This window comes from Pseudomonas sp. FSL R10-2189, from assembly GCF_009600325.1.
Lineage (GTDB): Bacteria > Pseudomonadota > Gammaproteobacteria > Pseudomonadales > Pseudomonadaceae > Aquipseudomonas > Aquipseudomonas helleri.
Genome location: NZ_WIVZ01000046.1, coordinates 13,339 through 37,075, shown reverse-complemented (window position 1 = coordinate 37,075; position 23,737 = coordinate 13,339). Strand labels below are relative to the sequence as shown.

22 protein-coding genes and 1 pseudogene are annotated in these 23,737 nt (G+C 60.3%); 18 read left to right on the top strand and 5 right to left on the bottom strand.

Features of this window, described 5'->3' with window-relative positions:
• The 3 genes from GHO32_RS23450 to GHO32_RS23440 form a co-directional block, all read left to right on the top strand.
• Positions 1-641: FecR family protein (locus GHO32_RS23450; protein WP_178113938.1), on the top strand; the 641-nt coding region annotated here is incomplete at its 5' end.
• Positions 642-722: 81 nt separating this feature from the next.
• Positions 723-3,143 (top strand): TonB-dependent siderophore receptor, encoded by a 2,421-nt coding sequence (locus tag GHO32_RS23445; RefSeq protein ID WP_153338368.1) that lies wholly within the window; start codon positions 723-725, stop codon positions 3,141-3,143.
• A gap of 208 nt (positions 3,144-3,351) precedes the next feature.
• Positions 3,352-4,065, top strand: coding sequence for a hypothetical protein (locus GHO32_RS23440; RefSeq protein ID WP_153335902.1), 714 nt, complete (start codon positions 3,352-3,354; stop codon positions 4,063-4,065).
• A 57-nt stretch (positions 4,066-4,122) separates the two neighbouring features.
• Here the strand turns inward: GHO32_RS23440 and GHO32_RS23435 are convergent, their stop codons facing one another.
• Complete coding sequence (locus GHO32_RS23435; RefSeq protein ID WP_153335901.1) at positions 4,123-5,157, bottom strand: alginate lyase family protein; 1,035 nt, start codon at positions 5,155-5,157, stop codon at positions 4,123-4,125.
• Between the two features lie 381 nt (positions 5,158-5,538).
• On the opposite strand from GHO32_RS23435, the gene GHO32_RS23430 reads away from it, so the two are divergent.
• Together GHO32_RS23430 and GHO32_RS23425 are read left to right on the top strand one after the other, a co-directional pair.
• A complete protein-coding gene (locus GHO32_RS23430; RefSeq protein ID WP_153335900.1) occupies positions 5,539-6,057 on the top strand; it encodes a cysteine hydrolase family protein in 519 nt (172 codons plus the stop codon).
• 433 nt (positions 6,058-6,490) lie between these two features.
• Positions 6,491-7,924: an aldehyde dehydrogenase family protein gene (locus tag GHO32_RS23425; protein WP_153335899.1), complete on the top strand. Its 1,434-nt coding sequence runs from the start codon at positions 6,491-6,493 to the stop codon at positions 7,922-7,924.
• Here GHO32_RS23425 and GHO32_RS23420 read toward each other — a convergent pair.
• Positions 7,921-8,817 carry a LysR family transcriptional regulator gene (locus GHO32_RS23420; protein ID WP_368668519.1) on the bottom strand — a complete coding sequence of 299 codons (897 nt, stop codon included), beginning with the start codon at positions 8,815-8,817 and terminating at the stop codon, positions 7,921-7,923. The genes GHO32_RS23425 and GHO32_RS23420 overlap by 4 nt on opposite strands.
• Positions 8,818-9,017: 200 nt before the next feature.
• Between GHO32_RS23420 and GHO32_RS23415 the strand changes: the two genes are divergently transcribed.
• The 4 genes from GHO32_RS23415 to GHO32_RS23400 all read left to right on the top strand — a co-directional run bounded on the left by GHO32_RS23415 (position 9,018) and on the right by GHO32_RS23400 (position 13,327).
• Positions 9,018-9,806 carry an SDR family oxidoreductase gene (locus tag GHO32_RS23415; protein WP_153335898.1) on the top strand — a complete coding sequence of 263 codons (789 nt, stop codon included), beginning with the start codon at positions 9,018-9,020 and terminating at the stop codon, positions 9,804-9,806.
• A 235-nt stretch (positions 9,807-10,041) separates the two neighbouring features.
• A complete protein-coding gene (locus tag GHO32_RS23410; protein ID WP_153335897.1) occupies positions 10,042-10,998 on the top strand; it encodes a 3-hydroxyacyl-CoA dehydrogenase in 957 nt (318 codons plus the stop codon).
• Between the two features lie 48 nt (positions 10,999-11,046).
• Complete coding sequence (locus GHO32_RS23405; protein ID WP_048370765.1) at positions 11,047-11,973, top strand: 3-keto-5-aminohexanoate cleavage protein; 927 nt, start codon at positions 11,047-11,049, stop codon at positions 11,971-11,973.
• Positions 11,974-12,136: 163 nt separating this feature from the next.
• Entirely contained in the window at positions 12,137-13,327 is a 1,191-nt protein-coding gene (locus GHO32_RS23400) for an MFS transporter (protein WP_372239836.1), read from the top strand.
• A gap of 222 nt (positions 13,328-13,549) precedes the next feature.
• On the opposite strand, the gene GHO32_RS23395 is transcribed toward GHO32_RS23400, so the two are convergent.
• Complete coding sequence (locus GHO32_RS23395; RefSeq protein WP_256665593.1) at positions 13,550-14,242, bottom strand: GntR family transcriptional regulator; 693 nt, start codon at positions 14,240-14,242, stop codon at positions 13,550-13,552.
• Positions 14,243-14,460: 218 nt separating this feature from the next.
• Between GHO32_RS23395 and GHO32_RS23390 the strand changes: the two genes are divergently transcribed.
• A complete protein-coding gene (locus GHO32_RS23390; protein WP_048391174.1) occupies positions 14,461-15,063 on the top strand; it encodes a hypothetical protein in 603 nt (200 codons plus the stop codon).
• On the opposite strand, the gene GHO32_RS23385 is transcribed toward GHO32_RS23390, so the two are convergent.
• Entirely contained in the window at positions 15,056-16,021 is a 966-nt protein-coding gene (locus GHO32_RS23385; protein WP_153329150.1) for an AraC family transcriptional regulator, read from the bottom strand. The two genes, GHO32_RS23390 and GHO32_RS23385, sit on opposite strands and share 8 nt — an antisense overlap.
• 99 nt (positions 16,022-16,120) lie before the next feature.
• Here GHO32_RS23385 and GHO32_RS23380 point away from each other — a divergent pair, with 99 nt between their 5' ends.
• From GHO32_RS23380 to GHO32_RS23345, 8 genes and pseudogenes are all read left to right on the top strand, one after another.
• A complete protein-coding gene (locus GHO32_RS23380) occupies positions 16,121-17,371 on the top strand; it encodes an MFS transporter (protein WP_153335895.1) in 1,251 nt (416 codons plus the stop codon).
• Between the two features lie 145 nt (positions 17,372-17,516).
• Positions 17,517-18,506, top strand: a complete 990-nt coding sequence (locus tag GHO32_RS23375) for an aldo/keto reductase (protein ID WP_123749841.1) — start codon at positions 17,517-17,519, stop codon at positions 18,504-18,506.
• Positions 18,503-18,661, top strand: a pseudogene (locus GHO32_RS23370) (flavodoxin); the annotation flags it as partial. The gene GHO32_RS23375 and the pseudogene GHO32_RS23370, both read left to right, overlap by 4 nt.
• Positions 18,662-18,721: 60 nt before the next feature.
• Positions 18,722-19,714: an aldo/keto reductase gene (locus GHO32_RS23365; RefSeq protein ID WP_153335894.1), complete on the top strand. Its 993-nt coding sequence runs from the start codon at positions 18,722-18,724 to the stop codon at positions 19,712-19,714.
• A gap of 60 nt (positions 19,715-19,774) precedes the next feature.
• Positions 19,775-20,242, top strand: a complete 468-nt coding sequence (locus GHO32_RS23360) for a cupin domain-containing protein (RefSeq protein ID WP_153335893.1) — start codon at positions 19,775-19,777, stop codon at positions 20,240-20,242.
• A 228-nt stretch (positions 20,243-20,470) separates the two neighbouring features.
• On the top strand, positions 20,471-21,247 hold the full coding sequence (locus tag GHO32_RS23355) for a carboxymuconolactone decarboxylase family protein (RefSeq protein ID WP_153335892.1): 777 nt from the start codon (positions 20,471-20,473) through the stop codon (positions 21,245-21,247).
• Between the two features lie 17 nt (positions 21,248-21,264).
• Positions 21,265-22,317: an alpha/beta hydrolase gene (locus tag GHO32_RS23350; protein ID WP_153338369.1), complete on the top strand. Its 1,053-nt coding sequence runs from the start codon at positions 21,265-21,267 to the stop codon at positions 22,315-22,317.
• Positions 22,318-22,399: 82 nt separating this feature from the next.
• Positions 22,400-23,293, top strand: coding sequence for a LysR family transcriptional regulator (locus tag GHO32_RS23345; RefSeq protein WP_153335890.1), 894 nt, complete (start codon positions 22,400-22,402; stop codon positions 23,291-23,293).
• A gap of 76 nt (positions 23,294-23,369) precedes the next feature.
• Here the strand turns inward: GHO32_RS23345 and GHO32_RS23340 are convergent, their stop codons facing one another.
• Entirely contained in the window at positions 23,370-23,735 is a 366-nt protein-coding gene (locus GHO32_RS23340; protein WP_256665594.1) for an SDR family oxidoreductase, read from the bottom strand.
• Positions 23,736-23,737 lie beyond the last annotated feature (2 nt).

Sequence of the window (23,737 nt, the reverse complement as noted above, 5' to 3'; positions counted from 1 at the left end):
AGTGGCTGGCCGACCAGCGCACCGCCACCGGCGAGCGCCGCACGCTGACCCTGGCCGATGGCAGCCGCCTGAGCCTGGATGCGCGCACGGTGGTCGACATTCTGTTTGACGGGCTGCAACGCCGGGTGCTTCTGCACCAAGGCGCGGTGCAGGTCGACGTCGCCAAAGATGCCTCGCGGCCGTTTATTGTCGACTCCGGCGATGGCACGGTGCGGGCGCTGGGCACGCAGTTTATGGTGCGCAAGGACGACGGCGGCAGCCTGGCGTCGGTGCAGCAGCACAGTGTGCTGTTGACCAATCGTGCTGGCCGTCGGCAAACCATTGAGGCCGGGCAAGTGTTCGCCTTCACCGAACAGGGCATCGACCCTCAGACGCCGAGCTGGCGCAGCCGGGTTGACTGGCTCGAAGGCCGCATCGACGTGCGCGATGAACCGCTCGGGCAACTGATCGAGGCCCTGCGCCCTTATCGCGCCGGGCTGTTGCGTGTCAGCCCGCAAGCCGCGCAACTGCGGGTGTATGGGGTGTTTGCCCTGGACGACAGTGACCGCACCTTGCGTTCACTGGCCGAAACGCTGCCGGTGCAGGTGAACCGCCACGGCTTCTGGTTGACCACGGTGGATGTGCGTACGGCCAGCGCTTAAAAAAAACTGAAAAAAGGTGAGGGGGTTTTGCGTAACGCGGGTCTTGGTTACTGAAAACACACCTATTACGAGCCCGCTTACATGCCCAACCTGCAGATTCGTCCTTGCCTGCTTGCCGCCGCGATCGCCCTGGCAACCGCTCCGTTTGTGTCCCATGCCCAGGCAGACAGCGACGCTGTTGCTGTCGCGCAAGCGTTCAATATCCCTGCAGGTGACCTTGGCGAAACCTTGAGCCACATCGCCCACCAGACGGGCGACATGTTGTCGGTCAACCCGTCGTTGATTGCCGGCAAGCGCGCCCCGGCGGTGCAAGGCCAGATGAGCACCGCACAAGCCATCAATCAGGCCCTGGCCGGTAGCGGGCTGATTTTCAGCACCACCGCCAGCGGTGCCTACACCGTGCTGCCGGGGGGCGCCCATGACTTGCCGGCCACCACCATCAGCGGCTCACAGTCCAGCTTCACCCAAGACAGCATCTCCAACGACAAAGGTTTTGTCGCACGGCGTTCCACCACCGCCACCAAGACCGACACCCCGCTGCTGGAAACGCCACAAGCGATCTCGGTCGTCACCCGTGAACAGATGGACAACCTGGGCGCGCAGAACCTGAGTTCGGCGCTGCGCTACAGCGCCGGTGTGAGTGCAGGGTTTTATGGCGATGACCCGCGCTATGACTGGCTGACTGTGCGCGGTTTCACCATGTCTCAGCTGGGCATGTTCCGCGATGGTTTGCGCTCATCCAACAACGGCATGTTCGGGCGCGCTGATTCCTATGGCCTGGAGCGCGTTGAAATCCTCAAAGGCCCGGCGTCGGTGCTGTACGGCCAAAATGCGCCGGGCGGGATGATCAACATCGTCACCAAGCGCCCCAGCGATGAGCCCTTCCATGAAGTGCAACTGGGTTACGGCAGCTTCGACAACAAGCAGGCGCGCCTGGATCTCAATGACGCCTTGAACGACAGCGGCACTGTGCTGGGCCGCCTGACGATGAACGTGCGCGACAGCCAGGCGCAAATTGACCATGCCGTGGACGACCACGTGTACGTGGCCCCGGCGATCACCTTCCGTAACGACGACACCAGCCTGACCGTGCTCGCCAGTTATCAGCACGACACCAGCGGCTGGGGCACCTGGCTGCCGGCCAAAGGTTCGCTGGTGCGCGGGCCGACCGGGTATTTGTCGCACCACTTCTACGGCGGTGACCCGGACTTCAACACGTTCAAGCGTGATCAGTATTCTTTGGGTTACCTGTTTGAACACCGCTTCAACGACACCTGGCTGTACCGCCAAAACGTGCGCGTCGACACCGGCAGCTACGATGCCAAGGCCGTGCGCAGCCTGGGTTGGATCGACCCGGACAACTCAGCCGTGTTGTTCCGTGATGCGGGTATTTACAAGCTCAACAGTGACGTCTACAGCTTCGATAACCAGTTGCAAGCGAACTTCGACACCCCCGGCATCGAGCACACCAGCCTGGTCGGTTTCGATTACACCTGGCAGCGCAGCAACAACCGTCAACTCAGCGGCCCGGCTTCACCGCTGGACTTGAACAACCCGGGTGCCGTGACCCCGACAGCCAAACCGACGGTGCCTTACCAGCGTGTGATTGATGTTGAACAGATCGGCGCCTACGCCCAGCATCAGGTGAAGATTGACGACCACTGGATCGCCCGTGTCGGCGTGCGTCACGATCAAGCCAAAACTGACGTTGACGTGAACAACAATGGCCGCAAAGTCGGCGGCAACCTGGACCAGGGCGCCACCACCTGGCAGGCCGGCTTGTTGTACCTGTACGATAACGGTCTGGCGCCGTATTACAGCTACGCCGAGTCGTTCTTGCCGACCACAGCAAACAGCGCCAACGGCAAGCCTTACAAGGCCACCACCGGCACCAGCCATGAATTGGGGATCAAGTACCAGCCGCCGGGCAGCGACCTGCTGTTGACTGCGGCGGTGTTCGACATCGTGCAGAAAAACATGGTGACCACCGACCCGATCGACACGCGGATCATGATCCAGACCGGTGAGGTGGAATCCAAAGGCCTGGAGCTGGAAGGCAAGTACACGCCGACGCCGGGCCTGGACCTTACTGCCAGCTACACCTACCTCGATGCCCGCGTGACCAAAGACAACACACCGGGCAAAGAAGGCACCCGCTTCACCGACAGCTGGGGCACCACCAACCCGCGCCACAGCGCCTCGGCGTGGGCCGACTTCACCCACCAGGAAGGCCAGCTCAAAGGCTTGGGCTACGGGGTGGGCGTACGCTACGTGAGTGGCCGCCCAGACTACAACGACGACTACTCGCAAGTGCGCGAAACGCCCGGCTACACCCTGGTGGACAGCATGATCCACTACCAGCTGGACGCGCACTGGAACCTGCAACTGAACGTCGACAACGTGACCAATAAAAGCTACATCGCCAACAACTGCTACTTCCTGGACACCTGCTACTACGGCCCGCAACGGACCTTCCTGGCGAGCGCGCGTTATCGTTGGTAATGCCTTTGGAGCAAAAGCCCCTCACCCCAACCCTCTCCCGGAGGGAGAGGGGGCTTTACCGAGGTGAACACACGAGTTGCGAACGACACTCGTCGGCCCCCTCTCCCACTGGGAGAGGGTTGGGGTGAGGGCGTGACCTTTTCTGAGCCGAATCTGTCATAAGGCAAAGCGATTTGAACAGCCCCAGATAAAGGACAAAAGGCCAGCCATGCCATTTGAAAAAAGCCTGAAAGCCACCCTGCTCGTGCTCCTTGCCGCCTCGCTGGGGGCTTGCCTGCCTTGGCCGCGCGAGCGCTCTGCTTACGCCGACCTTTGCCAGTCCGAGTATCAATTCAAGGTGCCGGGAGCGGACGGCAAGAAAACCATCATCCTCGAAACCTATTTATACGATCACACCGCGCAGTATTCAGATCGCCCGTTTGAGCAAGGTGTGTCCAAGACCTTCCCCGGTGAAACCTGGTCACGCAGGCACTTTTACATCCAGCTCATCGCCTACAACAAAGGCCGCATACGCCCGACGCGTTCAAGCAGTGGCGAGGCGCCCATCCCGATTCTCTACGACAGCCGTCAGGCCTACATCACCTTTGAAGACGGCTCGCAGTTGAAAGCCCTGCCCGACGTGTACCTGGGTGACAAAGAGACTTACGACTACCCGCTGTATTACGAGAAATATGCGCGGACTTCGCCGTATGACATCAACAGCGATGAAGTTCACAGCCGTGTTCCGCGAATCACCAACAACAGCAGTTACGGCTCGGTCTATCTGATTTTCCCTACCGAAAAATTTGATGCCGATTCGAAATGGACAATCAACCTCGGCTCTATGGATGTCGGCGGGCAAAAAGTCGATCTGCCGCCGATGAAAACCTGCTATCAGCCGGTGAAAAAATGGATCGGTATTGAACCGCTGATGCGGCCGTAAACGCCCCCTCTGTAAAGAAAAAGCCCCGCCGAGCATTGCCCGGCGGGGCTTTTTAACTTACCGCCCCCAGCACGCGGCCATCCAGCCGCCCATGGGGTGCAACCGCTCAGACACGGCGGCGTATTTAGGGTTGAGCAACGTCGCCATGGCATACAGCCCGGTCGCCGATTGCGGGTTCCACAGGCCGGAGAACCCGCTCTCCCCCGCCTCGCGACGCTGGTCATCGAACTTGACGTGAGAGTGCACGAATTCTTCGTGAGTCTTGTCACCCTTGGCGTAAGGCGCGAGCCAGTCCAGCGCATTCTCCAGGCTGGCGTCTGACGCGCCTTTGAATACCAGCCAGTTTTGCCCACGCAGACGCGCCGCCACGGCGGCCCGGGTCAATGGCTCCAGATCGTAGACCACATAGTGCAGGGCATCACGCTGCTCGACATCCACCGTTGAACCGCCCGGCCGCAGATTGCGCCCCAGTTGCTCAATAAACTGCGCCCGCGCCCTTGCAAACATGGCTGGATCCTCCAGCGCCACCGCTGACAGCGTCGCCAGCTTCACGCGGTGCGAGTTCCAGTTATTGATCCAGCGACCATCACCCGGCTTGAAATTGTGCTCCATCTGATTGAGATACCCCTCACCCAACTCGCGGATAAAGCGCTGCGCCACAGCGCGTACCGGCGGCGGTAAATCTTCGCGGGTCATGGCATAGGCATCGATGTACGCGTCCAGCCCGGTTTCATCCACCGGATTAAAGCTGGGCGTGTAGCGCGTGCCCCAATCGTTGAGCAACCGCGACAGCGCTTCCAGATCACTAGGTTGATGCTGCTTTTGCCATAGCAGCGCTAGGTCGCGCATCAGCGGCCAGTCCTTCTTGGCCTCCAGGCTTTGATCACGAATGCCCTGATGCGGCAGCGTCCCTTCGGTGTGCACCCGCTCAATGGCCCGGGACTGCGGCAACAACTGTTTATTGACCTCATTGCGTAACTGCCCCAGCGGCCCCGGGCCGGTGTTCGTGCACCACGACGCCGCCAGGGTCGGGGCGCTCACCACGATGCTGAGCGCTAAAAAGAGCGGGTTGAGAATCGGCCGTTTGGTCATCGAAGGTCCTGGAAAAGGCGTCTGGTCAGTCGGGAAATTAGCCGTCTGTGGCGGATTGGGACTCCTTGTTGAGAACTGTAGGTGACGGAAATTGAACGGCGGCTTACTGGGAGAGGGATTTCATGCGCGAGCGCGGTTTAGGGTCGCTGCGATGACATTAGTCCGTCCACATCCCGCCTTGCCAGCCTGTGACGATATTGCTAGTGTCGATTTATGACCAAATATTGCCTCACCTCGACTACCACCACCACGACCGCTGAAAGCGGAGCGTGCGAAGTGTCGTGAGCAATTAACAGACGAACTTCAAAGGCCCGCCAGCAATGGACAGGGCCTTTTTTTATGCCCTTGTGTTGCTGGCTCATACGCAAGGAGATTCACCTCATGCACGCTCTGTTGATACTCGATATGCAAGTGGGGCTGGTTCATGGCCCGGAAAAACCCTGGCGTGGCGAGGCGTTGCTGCAAACCCTGAACAGTCTGATGGACAAGGCCCGCAGCGCAGGAGCGCCGATTTTTCTGGCGCGACATATCGGGCCAGTGGGTTCGCCCATCGAACCCGGCAGCCCGCTGACGATGATTGTGGAGGAACTGAAGCTTCAGGGTGGCGAGGTGGTATTCGAAAAACGCCGCCCTAACGCCTTCGCGATGACCGATCTGGCAAACAACTTACGGGCGCACGGGGCGACGGGTGTGGTGATCACCGGCATGAAAACTCATTACTGCGTCGACAGCACGTGCCGCGCGGCGCGTGATCTTGGCTTTGATGCGGTGCTTATTGCCGATGGTCATAGTTGTTCAGATACGCCAGTGATGAAGGCGCAGGACATTGTGGCGCATCACAACGCAACGCTTGACGGGCCGTTCTGCCGGTTGGTTCGGGCTGAGGAATGGCGTTTTTAGGTGACAGCCACGCAATATTTGTAGTCGCTGACGAGGTACGAAGGCTGCGAAAGATCAAAAGATCGCGAGACAAGCTCGCTCCTACAGGTTTTTGGGCGTACACGCCCCCCGTAGCAGTTGCCGAGTTTGACGAGGCTACGTCTCCCGCAAACACCACAATCCCTGTAGCGATGCGGGCCGCAGGAACGCCGTTGAGGGATCGCTCACGCCCGCTCAAACATATAAAAACCCAGAAGCCAGCTTACAAACATATGAATTTTTACAAATGTTTGACTGCTTTATGCTGCGCCCGCTTCTCGTAGGGGGAGGCGGTTCGTCGGGATGTCTGGGCAAGCAAGCCCTCGTCCGACACCAACGCCTGCGCCCTCAGCGCAGCCGACTACAGCCAGATTTTTGTGAATGCCGCGCAGGGCATTCTGCCGGGAGCCAAACAATGAAAGCAGCACAGTACATCAACGCACAGTGGCTAGCGGGCGAAGGCGCCGAGCCGATCCACGTGTTCGATCCATCCCTGGGCCAGCCGTTCGCGGAGCTGACGAGCGCCAGCGCAGCGCAAGTGGATCAGGCCGTTGCGGCGGCGCGTGAGGCGCTGCCCGCCTGGCGCAATGTCGATGCATCGGTGCGTGCCGGTTACTTGAGGGGCTTTGCTGAGCAGCTCGAACAGCGCCGTGAGGCCTTGATCGCCCTGCAGATGCAGAACAACGGCAAGCCCCGGCATGAAGCGGTGGTTGATGTCGACGATGCCATCGCTACGTTCAGCTATTACGCGACCCTGGCCGACGCCCTGGCAAGCAACCCGAGCCCTGAAGTGCCGCTGTCAGTGCCCGGCTTTACCTCCCACACACGGCTGGAGCCGGTGGGGGTTGTCGGCTTGATCGTGCCGTGGAATTTCCCGCTGGTGACCAGCGCCTGGAAGCTCGCCCCGGCCCTCGCGGCGGGTTGCACGGTGGTGCTCAAGCCGTCGGAGATTACCCCGCTGATCGAGCAGACCTACGGCGAAATTGCCGATGCCCTGGGCTTGCCGCCCGGCGTGTTGAACATCGTTTGCGGAAAAGCCGAGACCGGCATTGCGCTGAGTAATCATGCGGGTCTGGACAAGTTGTCGTTCACCGGCAGCAACGCCGTAGGCACACAGGTGATGCACAGCGCCGCCGCCCATTGCCGCCCGATCACCCTGGAGCTGGGCGGCAAGTCGGCGATTGTGGTGTTTGAGGATTGCGATCTTGATCAGGCCGTGGAATGGATCGTGGCCGGTATCGCCTGGAACAGCGGGCAAATGTGCTCGGCCACCTCGCGCCTGCTGGTGCACGAGCGCATTGCCGATGCGCTGACCCAGCTTTTGCAGAGCGCTTTTGAAGCCCTGCGCGTGGGCAACCCGCTGACCGGCGAAGTCGACATGGGGCCGCTGACCAGCCAGGCGCAATGGGCCAAGGTGAGCGAGTACTTTGCCATCGCCCGTGCCGAAGGCTTGCAGTGCGTGGCCGGTGGCAAGGCTTGGTGCGACCCCGGCTGGTTCGTCCGCCCGACCTTGTACACCGACGTGCCGTTAAACAGCCGCCTGTGGACCGAAGAAATTTTTGGCCCGGTGCTGTGCAGCCATCGCTTCAGTTCAGAAGACCAAGCCGTGGCGCTGGCCAACGACAGCCGCTTCGGCCTGGTGGCCACGGTGATCAGCGCGGATCTTGAGCGCGCCGAGCGGGTGGCGCAGGCACTGGAGGTGGGCCACGTGTGGATCAACTCGGTCCAGGCGGTGTTCGTCGAAACCTCCTGGGGCGGGACCAAGGGCAGCGGCATCGGTCGTGAACTGGGGCCTTGGGGGTTGTCAGCCTATCAATCGGTCAAGCACGTGACCCGCTGCCTGGGTTAAAGCCCGTGCTCGAGCAGCAGATCGGCGATAAAGGCACGCACCACCTCGCTTTGCGGGTGCCCGGCATGGGTGATCATGCTGTGCTGCACGTCGTAGCGTAACGTCGCTGGCTGCAGGGCACGCATTTGCCCGCTCTGCAGCCAGACCTGGGCGTAGTGAGTGGGCAGATATCCCAGATGGGTGCCGGCCAGCACGCCATGAACCACCGCCTCCATGTGATGCGCCGTGGCCGAGGCGCGGTCGGGGATGATGGGCAGCACCTGATCGACAGGCAGGAAACCATGGCGAATCCAGTCACAGGCCTGAAGCTGCGCATGGCTGGGCGAGCGGATCGCGAACAGCGGGTGCGCCTGACCGCAGAAAATCCCGATCTCTTCTGAGTACAGCGGCTGATACGTCAAGGTCGGCAGCGGGCGGCTGAAATACGAAATGGCGATGTCCAGTTGGCCGTCAATCACCGCCCGCTCAAGCTCCGTGGGCGAGTTCACGAAAATGTGCAAATGCATGTCGTGTTCACGCTGATAAAAACGCGCAATGGCGGCATCGACCCGAGCTGTCGGCAGCGTCGCGATATTGTCCGCCAGCCCCAGATACAGATCCCCCACCAACCGCCCGGCAAGGTCCTGGGCTTCATTGCGAAACGCATCCACGGCACCGAACAACACCGACGACGCCTTGAGAATGCGCTGGCCTTTTTCGGTCACGCGAAAGCCGCCTTTGCCGCGCTCACAAATGCGGTAGCCCAGACGTTTTTCCAGCCCGGAAATGTGCGTGCTGATGTTCGACTGGCTCATGTTCAACTCAGCCTGAGCCGCCGTAAACCCACCGCATTTGACCACCGTGGCGAAGATGCGCAGCAGGCGCAAATCCATGTCCGTAACGTTTCTGATCACAGGGGTTCTCGATGGAGGTGGGCGCAAGATTGACGGGCAGTAGTATCGGGGACTGACCAAGGCCGGGGCAATGGCCGGGATGGAGGGCAGATTCTGGATTGACAAACAAACTGTGATCACATATCACTGTATTCGCATTTCTCAGCAGGCGTTCGCCGCTCAGCAGAACGCCCCAACAACAATAAGACAGGTAAATCGCTATGAGCATTGTGAAACGACTCACGCCGTATTCCGGGTTGAAAGTGCTGATTTCCGGAGGCGCGGCCGGTATTGGTGAGGTGATTGCTGCGGCCTATCTGGAGACCGGGGCCAAGGTGCATGTGTGTGATGTCAGTGAGCAGGCGGTGCTGGCCTTCCGTGAGCGCTACCCGCAAGCGCTCGCCACCCAAGCCGATGTTTCCAGCGCGGCCGAGGTCAAGCGGGTGTTTGAACTTCAGCGCGAGTGGGTCAACGGCCTCGATGTGCTGATCAACAACGCCGGCATCGCCGGGCCCACCACCGGAATTGAAAAAATCACCGAGGATGAGTGGGAGCAGTCGATCAATATCAACCTCAATGCCCAGTACCGTTTCGCGCATCATGCGGTGCCGCTGCTGGCGGAGTCCGCGCATGCACACATCATTCATATTTCGTCGGTGGCCGGGCGCTTGGGGTATGCCTGGCGCACACCGTATGCGGCGACCAAGTGGGCCATTATCGGGCTGATGAAATCGTTGGCGGCGGAGTTGGGCGACCGGGACATCCGGGTCAATGCGCTGCTGCCCGGCATCATCGAAGGCCCGCGCCAGGATCGGGTCATCCGCGACCGCGCCAAGCAATTAGGCATCTCCGAACCCGAGATGCTGCAACAGACGTTGAACAAAATCTCGCTAGGGCGCATGACGCCCCCGGACGATGTGGCCGCCATGGCGCTGTTCCTCTGTTCGCCCGCCGCGCAGAACATCACCGGGCAAGCCATCAGCATCGACGGCAACGTCGAATACCTCTGAGCACGCCTTGCACGGCTTGCCAGCAACCTGCTGGCGAGCCGTGTTAAGGGCCTTTGAAACCTGTTTTATGCCCCTGCGGCCAATTGTCTGACAATCACTAAAATAGTCTTGTGATCTGTGATCACAGCGAATACCATCCGTTTCAAACCACACTGGCATCGACTCGATACACGGTGTGGATGCGCCAGCTAAAAGCGCAACTCCTGACCATAAATACAAAAATGTGGAGAACAGCATGCAACGACCATCCTCCCCTGAGCGTGGCCCCGTCGCCATCGTCGGCGCCGGATTGATTGGCAGAGCCTGGGCCATTGTGTTTGCGCGGGCGGGCCACCCCGTGCGCCTGCACGATATGGACCTGCACACCCTGCACAGCAGCCATGCGTACATCGAAGCGCGGCTCGGTGAACTCGCCGAATTTGACCTGATTGATGAAGCCCCCGGCACCGTGCTGGCGCGCATTACCTGCGTTGCGGACTTGGCAGAAGCGCTGCGTGACGTGGTGCTCGTGCAGGAAAACGTGCGGGAAACCGTCGAGGCCAAAATCGAGATTTTCAGCCAACTGGACGCGCTGGCCCCCAAGGACGCGCTTCTGGCCAGTTCGACCTCATGGCTACCGGCGTCGGAGTTCACTAAAGACCTGCCGGGGCGCGCCCGCTGCCTGGTGGCGCACCCGACCAACCCGCCCTACCTCATCCCGCTGGTTGAGCTGTGCCCGGCGCCCTGGACCTCGGCGGATGTGATGCTCCGCGCCCACGCGCTGTACAGCGCAGCCGGGCAAAGCCCCGTGACGTTGTCCCGTGAGATCTACGGCTTTTTGCTCAATCGGGTTCAGGCCGCAGTGCTCAACGAGTGCTTCAACTTGCACGAAGACGGCCTGGCCAGCGCGGCAGACATTGACCGGGTTTTAAAAGAAGGACTGGCCCTGCGCTGGTCGTTTATGGGCCCCTTCGAAACCATCGACCTCAACGCCCCGGCGGGCGTGCAGGATTACGCCCGGCGCTACGGCCAGCAATACCGGCACACCGCAGCGTCGCAACAGACATTCAGTTGGTCGGACGAAGCGGTTGCCCACGTGGACGAAGAGCGCCGCCGCACCCTTGAGCTTGAAGACATCAACCAGCGCTCAGCCTGGCGCGACAGACGCCTGATGGCCCTGGCCGCGCACAAGCGTCACGCCCCGCACGCTTGATCGCGGCTTGATCCTGAACAACAAAACCAATACACCCAGGAGATCCCCATGGCTCGTAAAGTCATCATTACCTGCGCTGTGACCGGCGCCATCCACACCCCGTCCATGTCCCCTTACCTGCCGGTGACACCGGGGCAGATTGCCGAAGCCGCCATTGGTGCGGCCGAGGCTGGCGCGGCAATTGTCCACCTGCACGCCCGTAACCCGGTAGATGGCAGCCCTTCGCAAGACCCGGAACTGTTCAAACAATTTTTGCCGGCCATTAAAGAAGCCAGCGATGTGGTGATCAACCTGACCACCGGCGGCGCGCCGACCATGTCGCTTGAGGACCGGCTGCGTCCAGCGCACCAGTTCAAGCCCGAAGTGGCGTCGCTGAACATGGGCACAATGAACATGGGCCTGTACCCCATGCTCAATCGCTTCAAGGAATTCAAACACGCCTGGGAGGAACCCTATCTGGCGGGCAGCCATGACCGTATTTTCAAAAACACCTTCACCGACATTGCCCACATCCTGGAGTCGTGTAGCGAAAACGGCACGCGCTTTGAGATCGAGTGCTATGACATCGGGCATCTGTACACGGCGGCGCATTTCATTGATCGCGGGCTGATCAAGCCACCGTTTTTGATCCAGTCAGTGTTCGGCATTCTGGGTGGCATTGGCGCTCACCCCGAAGACGTTCTGCACATGCGCCGCACCGCCGACCGGCTGTTTGGCGACGACTACCAATGGTCGGTGCTGCCGGCCGGCAAGCAGCAAATGAGCATTGGCGCGCAGTCGGCCACCCTGGGCGGGCACGTGCGCGTGGGCCTGGAAGATTCACTGTGGGACGGGCCAGGCCAGTTGGCCAAAAGCAACGCGGAGCAAGTGTCGCGCATGCGCACCATTCTGGAAGGTCTCTCACTGGAAGTGGCGACCCCTGACGACGCGAGAGAAATCCTAAAGCTCAAAGGTGGCGATAACGTCAACTTCTGAGCACCGGCACTCACCTGACTAAAAACAATAGAGAGGATATTGCTGGCACCGACGGGCGCTGAACACCCACAGCGCCCTGGAACCCTATCCTCATGAGGAGACTTGAGCCATGTTCGCAACGACCCATACAAAAACAGAAAAGGGACAGTCGCTGAACGCTTTAATGTTTCGCAAGTTAATGCCGATGTTGATTTTTGCTTACGTCATCAGCTTTTTGGACAGGACCAATATTTCGCTGGCCAAAACCCACATGGCCGTCGATTTGGGGATCTCCGCGGCGGCCTACGGTTTTGGCGCCGGGCTGTTCTTCCTCACTTATGCCCTGATGGAAGTGCCCAGCAACTTGATCATGCACCGCGTGGGCGCACGGCTGTGGATCACCCGGATCATGATCACCTGGGGCATCTTGTCGGCGGGCATGGCTTTTATCACCGACGAGACGACTTTTTACATCGCCCGCGCCCTGCTGGGCGCTGCGGAAGCGGGGCTGTTTCCGGGCGTGATGCTGTACCTCACCTATTGGTTCGGCAAGGAACAAAGAGCGCGGGCCAGCGGTTACTTTTTGATCGGCGTGTGCCTGGCCAACATCATCAGCGGCCCTATTGGCGGGCTCTTGCTGGAAATGGACGGCATCATGGGCTGGCATGGCTGGCAGTGGCTGTTCTTTCTGGAAGGCATCCCGGCGGTGCTGTTTTCGGTGGTGATCTGGAAAAAACTCCCGGACAAACCCTCCAAGGCCCGTTGGCTGACCCAGGAGCAAGCCGATGAAGTCGAGCAGGCCCTGAAAAAAGAAAACGATGAAGAAATCGCCTCGGGCAATGTGGGCCATTCCTTTAAGGGCGTTTTCAAAATCCCCCAGTTGTGGCTGGCCATTGCGGTGTACTTTCTGCACCAGATCAGTGTGTATTCGGTCATCTTCTTTTTGCCGGGCATCATCGGCACTTACGGCGGGCTGACGTCGGTCGAGATCGGCCTGCTCAACTCAATCCCCTGGGTAGCAGCCGCGCTGGGCGCCGCCTTTTTGCCTAAATACGCCACCACGCCCAAGCTGTCGCGCAAGATCATGTTTGGCGGTTTGATCCTGATGTCGGCTGGCCTCACCCTGGCCGCCTATACCCCGCCGATGATTGCACTGATCGGCTTTACCCTCACCGCCTCAATGTTCTTTGTCGTGCAGCCGGTGGTGTTCCTGTTCGCCAGTTCGAGGCTCGCCGGAGCCGGCATGGCGGCCGGGCTGGCGCTGGTCAACACCTGCGGCATTACCGGCGGCTTCTTTGGGCCCTCTTTGCTGGGGTTTGTTGAGCAAACCACCGGCAGCACCAAAACGGGCTCATCATTGTTGCCGCGCTGCTAACCCTCGCCGCCTTTCTGAGCACCCGCCTGCGCCAAGCCCAGGAATCTGCCTCTACATCACGGGACAACATCGTATTGCCCCACGTCGCACCGTGCCTGACTGAAAACTCGAGGATCAAATGAACACTCTGTCCCTGGCCCGTGCGCCGCACAGAGGTAAGCCCCCATAAAAAAACGAGGCGGACTGTTCAGTCCGCCTCGTTTTTTTGCATCTGCCGCCGGGTTAATCCGCGTCCATAGGCTTGATCGCATCCGCCACCACCAGCGCACCGGTGTTCACAATAAATTCGGCGGCACTCTTGATGTCGCCTTGCAACGCCGCACACGCCGCCACCGGATCGCGCGCCTTCAAGGCCTCCACCAACGCCGCATGGTGACTGGCCTGCACCCGCTGAATCACCCGCTCGGTGCCCGAGCGCAAATCGTAATTGAGGATTGGCCCGATCCGGAGCCACAGCGACTCAACAATCTGCAACAAAATCGGCATGTCCGCCTGGCCATAAATGGCGAAGTGCAATGCTTTGTTCAGCGCGATAAGCCGCGACTCGTCGGGCGGGTTCTGCGCAAACTCTTGGCAAAACGCATCGTGAATCCCTTGAATCTCCTGCAATGCCTCAGCACTCACCAACTGCGCCGCACGAGCAGCCGCCTGCCCTTCCAGATTCAGCCGAATACTGGTGATCTCGCGAAACTGGCTGACCGTCAGCACCGGCACCCGGATATACCGATTGGCCGCCATCTCCAGCGCCTGCTCAGCGACCAGCCGATGCACCGCCTCACGCACCGGCATCACACTTACGCCGAGCGCATCGGCAATGGACCTGAGCGACAGCTTCTCCCCGGGCATGACACGGCCACTGATCAGCAGATCACGAAGCTGGGAATAAACGTCCGCACTGAGAGTCTGGCGGATCATGGGCGACACGAGTTTGGATAGATTCATGGGCGAGGATTATAGGCGGATTGGGGCGTTGGGTGTAGGTGGTTGGAGGGGGTGTGATCACAGTTTTTTGGGGGGATGGCAGAGCGTGCTGAACAGGCCGTCGGAGGGTATCTGCACACCTAAACAGGCCTGATGCCGAATAAACCCCTGTAGACGCGGTCACAGCAACACTTATGGAGAGGAAGGGACCCATGTCGACACGCTCAACACTCTGCTTACTGCTGTTGCCAATGTTCGCAGGTTGCCAGTATCTACCCCACACGGATTACTTCGTCGCTCCGGCCAATGAGCCGAATCCGGCATGGATCCGGGTCGTCAACTTCACCCAGCATGCGGCCATTTATCAATCGGCAAACGGTGTGAAGACGGGGGGCGTGGTCCGTACCGGGCCTCTCCCATTTATCCATACCCAGGACATTGGCATGCCCAAAGCGGGGCAAAATCTGACCTGGGACTACTATGAGTCAACGCTTCGGCCGGGCCTCGAAACGAGTGTCTACATGTCGTGGGAGGGTACGCGTACCCGGACTTGTTTTGTCACAACGACCTTCACTCCAGAAGCCGGGCGCTACTATCAGTTCCTCCTCACGTCAGGCGACGGTGGGACCTGCACGCTTTACCCCACCCTGATCGAGCGAGATAAAGACAGCACAGGCTGGCATTTAGTCCCCAACAAGGACGTGACCTACAAGTACGACGGCCCCACAGCCAAGAGCTTCTATACCAACAGCCAGTTCGAAGATCCCAACTACCAGCCACCGCCCGAGCGCTATCCCGGCATAGACGTCAGGTAGGACGAGCCATTCGCCGACTGGCGCCGGGTGGCTGGCCGGTGATGCGCTTAAAGGCACGACTGAAGGCCGCTTGAGAGGTGTAGCCCAGACGCTGCGCCACGGCCTCAATGGGCAGGCGCTCAAGACTTAGCCATTGACTGGCGAGACGCATCCGCAGCTCCGTTGCATAGCGCAGCGGGGGGATGCCGATAGTCGCCTGGAAACGTTCAGCGAAGACCGAGCGAGAGGTATTACAGTGCGCTGCCAGTTGCGCGACGGTCCAGTCGCGCGCGGGCTCCCGGTGCAAGGCCAGTAGCGCACTGGCCAGTCTGGGGTCGCGCAATGCGGCCACCAACCCTGAGGCGTTGCCGCAGGCGCACTCAACCCAGCCACGAACGATCATCGCCGCCACTACGTCAGCGAGGCGAGCGAGTATGCCTGCGAAGCCGATGCGCGCAGAGCGGACTTCGCGCTCCATGGAAGCAAGAATCGGCATCAGCCCAGGGTAACGTTGCCCCCTGGCATCAATCAGCATCAGATCTGGCATCAATCCGCCAAGGCCTTGCAAGCTTGTGAGTTCGAACTCCATGCAGGCACTGAAGATAATGCTACTGGGGCTGACATCGGCACCGGGGGACGCATCCACAGCACAGATCGCGTCGCCAAGAGGGACCGCGTCGAAGCTGCTGATGTCTTGGGCGGGTACATCCTGGTTTGAGAACAGTTGATGGGCTTCACCCTGGGCGATGAACACGGCGTTACCGGCCGACAACTCGTACACAGTGCCGTCCTCCGTACGCAGGGCGGCGGTACCGACGGCGAGGAAGTGGAAGTAGGCGTGCCCTGGTTTGGCAGCAAAACCCAGCCCGAATGAGGGGCCGGCCTGGATGCGATGGTACTTGACGCCCCGCAGGCGCATGCCGCGCAACAGCTCGTTGATGAGGTCGGACGATAAGACGAACTGATCCTGGGATGTCATGTCGGGGTTTCGGTCAAAAACTAAAGATTTTGCATCATAGAACATCCTTACCTGCGTCCATAGACTTCTGGTTGAGATAACTTCCAGAGGTATTGCGTGATGAGTAATGGGGTGTGTGACGTTGTAACTGATGCGCGCGTTGGCAACGAAGCTGATTTAGAGCCCGCGACACCGGCATGGATGGCGGTATTTTCGCTGGCGATGGGCGTGTTTGGATTGTTGACCGCGGAGTACCTTCCGGCCAGCTTGCTGACGCCGATGGCCGCTGAACTGGGGGTGTCGGAAGCCTTGGCCGGGCAGGCGGTGACCGTGACGGCAGTCGCGGCGCTGTTCTCAGGGTTACTGCTGCCCGGCTTGACGCGAGGGATCGACCGGCGAGTGGTATTGCTGGGCTTTTCCGTGCTGATGATTGCCTCCAACTTGTTGGTGGCTTTCTCTTCCAGCCTGATAGTGCTGCTGATCATGCGGATTTTGCTGGGTATCGCACTGGGCGGCTTCTGGAGCATGGCGGCGGCCGTGGCGATGCGCCTGGTGCCGCCGACGCTGCTGCCGCGGGCCCTGTCGATTATTTTCAGCGGTATTGCAGTGGGTACGGTGGTCGCGGTGCCGCTCGGCAGTTATTTGGGCGGGCTGTATGGCTGGCGCAGCGCGTTTGTGGCGGCCGCCGCCGTAGGGGTAGTCACACTGGTTTTCCAGCTTTTCACCCTGCCACCTCTGGCACCGCGCAGACCTGCGCGCTTAAGCACGGTGCTTGAAGTGCTGCTGCGTCCGGGCATTGCCGTGGGTATGTTGGCTTGTGTGCTGGTGCATACAGGGCACTTCGCGTTGTTCACTTACATCCGGCCGTTTCTGGAAAGCACATCCGGCGTGGGGGCTGAAGGATTGGCGCTGATGCTGCTGGGGTTCGGCGCGGCTAACTTCGTCGGCACGCTGTTGGCAGGCTGGCTACTTGAAAAAAGCCCGCGCGGGACGATGGTGCTGATGCCTGCGCTGGTCGGCGTTGCAGCATTGGCCTTGGTATGGCTACCTGCTTCTGTGCCGGGTCAGGTGGTGTTATTGGCACTCTGGGGCATGGCTTTTGGCGGTGTACCCGTGGCTTGGTCAAACTGGGTAGCCCGAGCGGTGCCAGATCAGGCTGAAAGCGCGGGAGGCATGGTGGTGGCATCGGTTCAGTCGGCGATCGCTGCGGGTGCCGCTGCCGGGGGCGCCATGTTCAGTTTCAGCGACATCGATGGTGTTTTTGTCGCCGCCGGCATTCTGATGCTGTTGGCAGCACTGTTGATCGGTATGCGGGTCAAGGTCCAAGCGCCAGGGCACGGCGCAGGAAAAAGTCCGGGCCTGCATCTTTAACCCGATCGGGCGCCCATGAAGGCGCACTCGCCCCTCCCTTTTCTGAAATTAATGAGAAATTCTCATAAACCCTTGCCGATTTAACCGTCTAGTCCCGACTCGCTAGCTCACCTACTGTTCTCCCAACGCCAAATGGGAGATCCACATGCACAAGCGCTCACTCGGAACAAGTTCACTCGAAGTGTCAGCCCTGGGCTTGGGTTGCATGGGCTTGAGCCATGGCTACGGCCCGGCGACTGACACACAACAAGCCGTTGCGCTGATTCGTTCGGCGGTTGAGCGAGGCGTCACGTTCTTCGATACCGCCGAGGTTTACGGCCCTTACCTGAACGAGCAAGTGGTAGGCGAAGCCCTGGCACCGGTGCGCGATCAAGTGGTCATCGCCACCAAGTTCGGCTTCACCTTCGGCGACGACAATAAACAGCAGATTCTCAACAGCCGCCCCGAGCACATTCGGGTCGCGGTTGAGGGGTCGCTGCGTCGACTGAAGACCGATTACATCGATCTGCTTTACCAGCACCGCGTCGACCCGGACGTGCCGATCGAGGACGTCGCCGGGGCGGTAAAGGACTTGATTGCTGAAGGCAAGGTCAAGCACTTCGGCCTGTCGGAAGCCGGGGCGCAGACCATTCGCCGGGCGCACGCGGTGCAGCCGGTCACCGCACTGCAAAGCGAATACTCGTTGTGGTGGCGCGAGCCTGAAAAAGAGATTCTGCCGACGCTGTGGGAGTTGGGCATCGGCTTCGTACCGTTCAGCCCATTGGGCAGAGGTTTTCTGACCGGCACGGTGTCGGCGCAGACCACGTACGGCAGCGACGATTTTCGCAGCATCGTCCCGCGTTTCAGCCCGTCGGCGCTGCAAGCCAATCAGGGCCTGGTGGTGCTGATCCGTCAGATTGCTGCGCAAAAACAAGCGACCCCGGCACAAATCGCGCTGGCCTGGCTGCTTGCGCAGGCGCCGTGGATTGTGCCGATTCCGGGCACGACCAAACTGTCGCGTCTGGAAGAAAACCTCGGCGGCGCGGACATCACGCTTGATGCCAGCGAACTGAAGGCCATTGATAGCGCATTGGCGCAGATCCGCATTGAAGGCGAGCGTTATCCAGAGGCCCTTAAGGCGCGTGTCGGTCGATGAGCACCGATCACGATCCGCTGCGGCGTACGGTAATCGCCGCACTGGCCAGCGCCCCGCTGCTGTCGCTTGCCGACACGCAAGATGCCAGTGCAACACCGCGTTCAGGCTCACGGATTCTGGTCGCGTATTTCTCGCGCTCGGGTAATACCCGCGTGAACGGCTGGCTGAACGATCACCCTCTCGCGCGTTAACTGAGTTCTGTACGGAGTGACACCATGAAAATCCGCACGTTGGGCAATGGCCTGGAAGTGTCCGCACTGGGCCTGGGTTGCATGAGCATGACCTCGGCCTATGGCCCGGCTGCCGACAAAGCCAACATGATCAAGCTGATTCGTTCGGCCCACGAACAAGGCATCACTTTGTTCGACACTGCCGAAGCGTATGGCCCGTTCGCCAATGAAGAACTGCTGGGCGAGGCCTTGCAGCCGATCCGCGAGCAGGTGGTCATCGCCACCAAGTTTGGCTTCGATATCGACCTGACCACTGGCGTGCGAGGCAGTGGTACCAACAGCCGCCCGGAACATATCCGCGCCGTGGCCGAGGCGTCGTTGAAGCGTTTACGCACCGATCGCATCGACCTGTTCTATCAGCATCGCGTTGACCCGCAGGTGCCCATCGAAGACGTCGCCGGCACCATCAAAGATCTGATCGCCGAGGGCAAGGTCAAGCATTTCGGCCTGTCTGAAGCGGGCGTGCACACCATTCGCCGGGCGCATGCCGTGCAGCCGGTTACGGCAGTGCAGAGCGAATATTCACTGTTCTGGCGCGGCCCGGAAGTGGAACTGCTGGCAGTGCTCGAAGAGCTGGGTATCGGATTCGTACCGTTCAGCCCGCTGGGCGCGGGTTTTCTCACCGGTCAGATCGATGAGCACACGCAGTTCGACGCCAGCGATTTCCGCAATTTTGTGCCGCGCTTTTCACCGGAGGCACGCAAGGCCAACCTGGCTTTGGTCGATGTGGTGAAAACAGTCGCGCAACGCAAACACGCCACACCGGCGCAAGTGGCGCTGGCCTGGTTGCTCGCCCAAAAACCATGGATTGTGCCGATCCCGGGCACGACCAAACCCCATCGGCTGGAAGAGAACCTGGGCGCAGTCGACCTGCAATTGACCGGTGACGATTTGCGCGAGATCAACGAGCAAATGGCGCAGATTCACGTGCACGGCGACCGCCTGCCGGAATCGGCACTGAAGATGACCGGACTCTGAGCCTGCCCGACGCGGCGCTGCATTGGGCGCCGCTTTCACTGTATGACCGGAGTTGATCCGATGAATCGATTGATCGCCCCCCTCGTTGCGTTGTCACTGATGACAGCTGAAACCCAAGCCGCCAGCGAAATCCGCATTACCCCAAACGGCTCGCAGCCTTCGGTTAAGGGCGCGGCGCAAAACTTTACGGGCACCGTACGCGTTGATGGCCTGTTCAAAGGCGATGCGCCGGCGCGCATCGGCGGCGCCACAGTGACCTTCGAGCCCGGCGCACGCACGGCGTGGCACACCCATCCGCTGGGGCAAACGCTGATCGTCATCGCAGGCGTCGGCTACGTGCAGCAAGAGGGTGGCCCGCGACAGGAAATCCGACCGGGCGACACTGTCTGGATTCCACCGCACACCCGCCACTGGCATGGCGCTACACCCAGCAACGGCATGACCCACATCGCCATTGCAGAAGCCGAGGACGGCAAGACCGTCACCTGGGCAGAGCAGGTCTCGGAGGCGCATTACGCCGGCCATTGAAGTTACGAAATGTGTCGAAGCGGCTCGTTGACACTTTCTGCGCAAACCGTCACCCGGCCGCCATCCCCAACACCCGCGGTGGCGCGCCGTGATTGCAGCGGCCATGGCACTGGCGACTCATGAGTTCTGCTCAGGAGTCCTTGCGCAATTTCGGGGTTAATCACCCCTTTCATACTCCGTACGATCCAGTGACACCGCAGTGACCCGTAATGGACGGAGCCTTTCACGATGACCACTGATGCACGCAACTGCCCAGCCCTCCCCGCATTCATGGCGCTTTGTCTGGGCATCGGGGCGATGTTCAGCATGACCACTCAAGCAGCCGAGGCATCCCAGAACATGACCAGCCCACCAACCAGCGCAACGACCCTGTCGCCCCCACAACAAACGATTCCACTGATCGCCGCATTCATGGCGACCAGCGACATGCCGGGCCTCAACACGGCACTCAACCAGGGACTCGATGCCGGTCTGAGCATCAGCGAAACCCGTGAAATTCTGGTGCAGCTCTACGCCTATGTCGGCTTTCCGCGCAGCCTCAACGCCTTGAACGAGCTAATGACGGTGGTGCAGGCACGAAAGCAACGCGGCATTGAAGATGCGCCGGGGCGTGAACCGGGCCGGGCGATTCCCGTCGGGGATGAGCTGCTGGCTGCCGGTACCGCCAATCAAACCAGGATCTCGGGCGCACCGGTCAAAGGCCCCGTGTTCGAGTTCGCCCCGGTGATCAACCGGTTCCTGCAAACCCACCTGTTCGGCGACATTTTCGAGCGCGACAACCTCGACTGGCAAAGCCGCGAGCTGGCAACGGTCGGGGCGCTGGCGGCAACGCCTGGGGTCGAGCCGCAATTACGCTCCCACATGGCGGCGAGCCTGCGCGTCGGGCTTGGCGCGGCACAGTTGCGCCAAGTCACCGAGTTGCTGAAAAAGCATGGCGATCCACAGACGGCCGAGCGAGCCCACGCAGCGCTGACCCAAACACTTTCGCAACTGCCACCCTTTTAATTGCTCAGGAGCTTCACATGAAAAACATGCTTAAAGCCACGTTCATGTCGGCACTGGTCGGCCTGTCGGCGGGCGAAGCCTTGGCCGCCGACTACCAAAAGAACCCGTTCACCCTCGCCTATGATGGCGCGATCAGCACCAACGAAGCGGGCAAGGTCAACATCCATCCGGTCAGCTACAAGCTCAATGGTCTGGACATCGCCGCCAACGTCTACACCCCGGCTGGCTATGACGCCAAGAAGACTTACCCGGCCGTGGTCGTTGCACACCCCAATGGCGGCGTGAAAGAACAAGTCGCCGGTCTGTATGCCCAACGCCTGGCCGAACAGGGCTACATCACCATCACTGCCGATGCGGCGTATCAGGGCGCCAGCGGTGGTCAGCCGCGCAGCATCGATAAACCGGCGTACCGTATCGAAGACATTCACGGCATGGCCGACTTTATCAGCCAGTTTGCCGGCGTCGATGACAAGCGTCTGGGGCTGCTCGGGATCTGTGGCGGCGGTGGTTATTCGTTGGCGGCGGCGCAAACCGACAAACGCTTCAAAGCGCTGGCAACGGTGAGCATGTTCAACTCGGGCCGGGTGCGCCGCAACGGCTACAACGACTCGCAAATGGACAGCATCCAGCAACGCCTGCAACAAGCGTCAGCTGCCCGCGCGCAAGAAGCGGCTGGCGGCGAAGTGCTGTATTCGGGCGATGCCAACCTCACCGACGAGCAAATTGCCAAACTGCCCTTCGAGCTGTATCGCCAAGGTTATGAGTACTACTGGAAGACCCACGCGCACCCGAACTCGACCTTCAAATACACCACCAGCAGCTTGATCGACTTGATGCGTTTCGACGCCACTGACCATATCGAGCTGATCAACCAGCCGTTGCTGATGATCGCCGGCAGCAAAGCCGACAGCCTGTACATGACGCAGGACGCCTTCTCCAAGGCCACCGGCACCACCGACAAAGAACTGTTTATGCTCGACGGCGCGACGCATATCGAAACCTATTGGGTGCCGCGTTATGTCGATGCCGCGATTGGCAAACTGAGCGCGTTTTACGCCCGCACCTTGTAATCAACCCTCATGGGGGTCGCGCATCGGTGTGCGACCTGCTTTTATGGATGAATCCCGCGCCCCTCATGAGAGGTTCTCATCAATGTCCCGCGCCAACCTTAACGACCTGCAAGCTTTCGTGGTCATCGCCCGCCAAGGCAGTTTCACCCGTGCAGCCGCCCAGCTTGGCGTCTCGCAGTCGGCGCTGAGCCACACCATGCGCGCACTGGAAAGCCGACTGGGCGTGCGCCTGCTGACGCGTACCACGCGCAGTGTTTCACCGACCGAGGCGGGTCAGCGGCTGTATCAGTCGATGGCACCGCGGTTCGATGAAATTGAACTCGAACTGGCCGCGGTCAGCGAGTTTCGTGACACCCCGGCGGGCACTGTACGGATTCAAGCGTCCGAACATGCCGCCAACAATATTCTGTGGCCCAAGCTTTCAAAAGTGCTGCCCAACTATCCGGACATTCATGTCGAAATTACCGTCGACTACGCCCTCTCCGACATCGTCGCGCAACGCTATGACGCCGGTGTTCGCCTGGGAGATCAGGTGGCCAAAGACATGATCGCCGTGCCGGTCGGGCCATCCTTGCGCATCGCAGTCGTGGGCTCACCCGAGTACTTCAAACAGCGGCCAATACCGAAGGTGCCCGGTGATCTGGCAGCACAAAATTGCATCAACCTGCGCCTGCCTACCCATGGCAGCCTGATGCAATGGGATTTTGAAAAGGATGGTCACGAACTGAAGGCCCGTGTCGAAGGGCAATGGACGTTCAACAGCAGCGTGCCGATCCTGCGGGCGGCCGTGGCGGGGTGTGGCTTGGGCTTTCTGCCGGAGGACATGGTGGCGAAGGAGCTTGCCGACGGTAGGCTTGTGCGAGTGCTGGAAGACTGGTGCCAACCCTTCGCCGGTTACCACCTCTACTACCCCAATCGCCGTGAACATTCATCGGCGTTTGGGGTTGTCGTTGAAGCATTACTTTACAAGCCTTGATGCATTGATAAATCGGCAGCGATTCAACATGCCGCCCTGCATCGACGGCACCCTGTTTGAGGGTACGTCAGCGGGCTTAGCCCCTGGCCAGGCAATGTGAATTGACGAACGTTGCAGTGTGCTGCAAAGACTGACGTATATCTGGCCTGGCTATTCCATGCCTGTTGGCGAAATGGGCGCCCAGATGGAACACAACGCTGGCGTGCCTTAGCACTTCTCGATCAGCAAGACTCAGCCCGAGAGTGTCCCGTTGCAGATCACCCGCTACGGCAAATACCCGGCTTGCACACCCGCCCAACGTGTCGATTTGCTCGCGCAGTTCAGCCAGTCGCTCCGGGCGACGCATCAACACCCGAATGGTGTGACCTTGTGCACTCAGATACGCCACTAAATGCTGACCGATAAAACCGGTCCCCCCCGTGACAAAGCACTCCACGCCCATTT

What these genes read in the sequence shown, in the direction of transcription:
- GHO32_RS23445 (WP_153338368.1), top strand. Translation starts at nt 723, where the DNA reads ATGCCCAACCTGCAGATTCGTCCTTGCCTGCTTGCCGCCGCGATCGCC.
- GHO32_RS23440 (WP_153335902.1), top strand. Translation starts at nt 3,352, where the DNA reads ATGCCATTTGAAAAAAGCCTGAAAGCCACCCTGCTCGTGCTCCTTGCC.
- GHO32_RS23435 (WP_153335901.1), bottom strand. Translation starts at nt 5,157, where the DNA reads ATGACCAAACGGCCGATTCTCAACCCGCTCTTTTTAGCGCTCAGCATC.
- GHO32_RS23430 (WP_153335900.1), top strand. Translation starts at nt 5,539, where the DNA reads ATGCACGCTCTGTTGATACTCGATATGCAAGTGGGGCTGGTTCATGGC.
- GHO32_RS23425 (WP_153335899.1), top strand. Translation starts at nt 6,491, where the DNA reads ATGAAAGCAGCACAGTACATCAACGCACAGTGGCTAGCGGGCGAAGGC.
- GHO32_RS23415 (WP_153335898.1), top strand. Translation starts at nt 9,018, where the DNA reads ATGAGCATTGTGAAACGACTCACGCCGTATTCCGGGTTGAAAGTGCTG.
- GHO32_RS23410 (WP_153335897.1), top strand. Translation starts at nt 10,042, where the DNA reads ATGCAACGACCATCCTCCCCTGAGCGTGGCCCCGTCGCCATCGTCGGC.
- GHO32_RS23405 (WP_048370765.1), top strand. Translation starts at nt 11,047, where the DNA reads ATGGCTCGTAAAGTCATCATTACCTGCGCTGTGACCGGCGCCATCCAC.
- GHO32_RS23400 (WP_372239836.1), top strand. Translation starts at nt 12,137, where the DNA reads ATGTTTCGCAAGTTAATGCCGATGTTGATTTTTGCTTACGTCATCAGC.
- GHO32_RS23395 (WP_256665593.1), bottom strand. Translation starts at nt 14,242, where the DNA reads ATGATCCGCCAGACTCTCAGTGCGGACGTTTATTCCCAGCTTCGTGAT.
- GHO32_RS23390 (WP_048391174.1), top strand. Translation starts at nt 14,461, where the DNA reads ATGTCGACACGCTCAACACTCTGCTTACTGCTGTTGCCAATGTTCGCA.
- GHO32_RS23385 (WP_153329150.1), bottom strand. Translation starts at nt 16,021, where the DNA reads ATGACATCCCAGGATCAGTTCGTCTTATCGTCCGACCTCATCAACGAG.
- GHO32_RS23380 (WP_153335895.1), top strand. Translation starts at nt 16,121, where the DNA reads ATGAGTAATGGGGTGTGTGACGTTGTAACTGATGCGCGCGTTGGCAAC.
- GHO32_RS23375 (WP_123749841.1), top strand. Translation starts at nt 17,517, where the DNA reads ATGCACAAGCGCTCACTCGGAACAAGTTCACTCGAAGTGTCAGCCCTG.
- GHO32_RS23365 (WP_153335894.1), top strand. Translation starts at nt 18,722, where the DNA reads ATGAAAATCCGCACGTTGGGCAATGGCCTGGAAGTGTCCGCACTGGGC.
- GHO32_RS23360 (WP_153335893.1), top strand. Translation starts at nt 19,775, where the DNA reads ATGAATCGATTGATCGCCCCCCTCGTTGCGTTGTCACTGATGACAGCT.
- GHO32_RS23355 (WP_153335892.1), top strand. Translation starts at nt 20,471, where the DNA reads ATGACCACTGATGCACGCAACTGCCCAGCCCTCCCCGCATTCATGGCG.
- GHO32_RS23350 (WP_153338369.1), top strand. Translation starts at nt 21,265, where the DNA reads ATGAAAAACATGCTTAAAGCCACGTTCATGTCGGCACTGGTCGGCCTG.
- GHO32_RS23345 (WP_153335890.1), top strand. Translation starts at nt 22,400, where the DNA reads ATGTCCCGCGCCAACCTTAACGACCTGCAAGCTTTCGTGGTCATCGCC.
- GHO32_RS23340 (WP_256665594.1), bottom strand. Translation starts at nt 23,735, where the DNA reads ATGGGCGTGGAGTGCTTTGTCACGGGGGGGACCGGTTTTATCGGTCAG.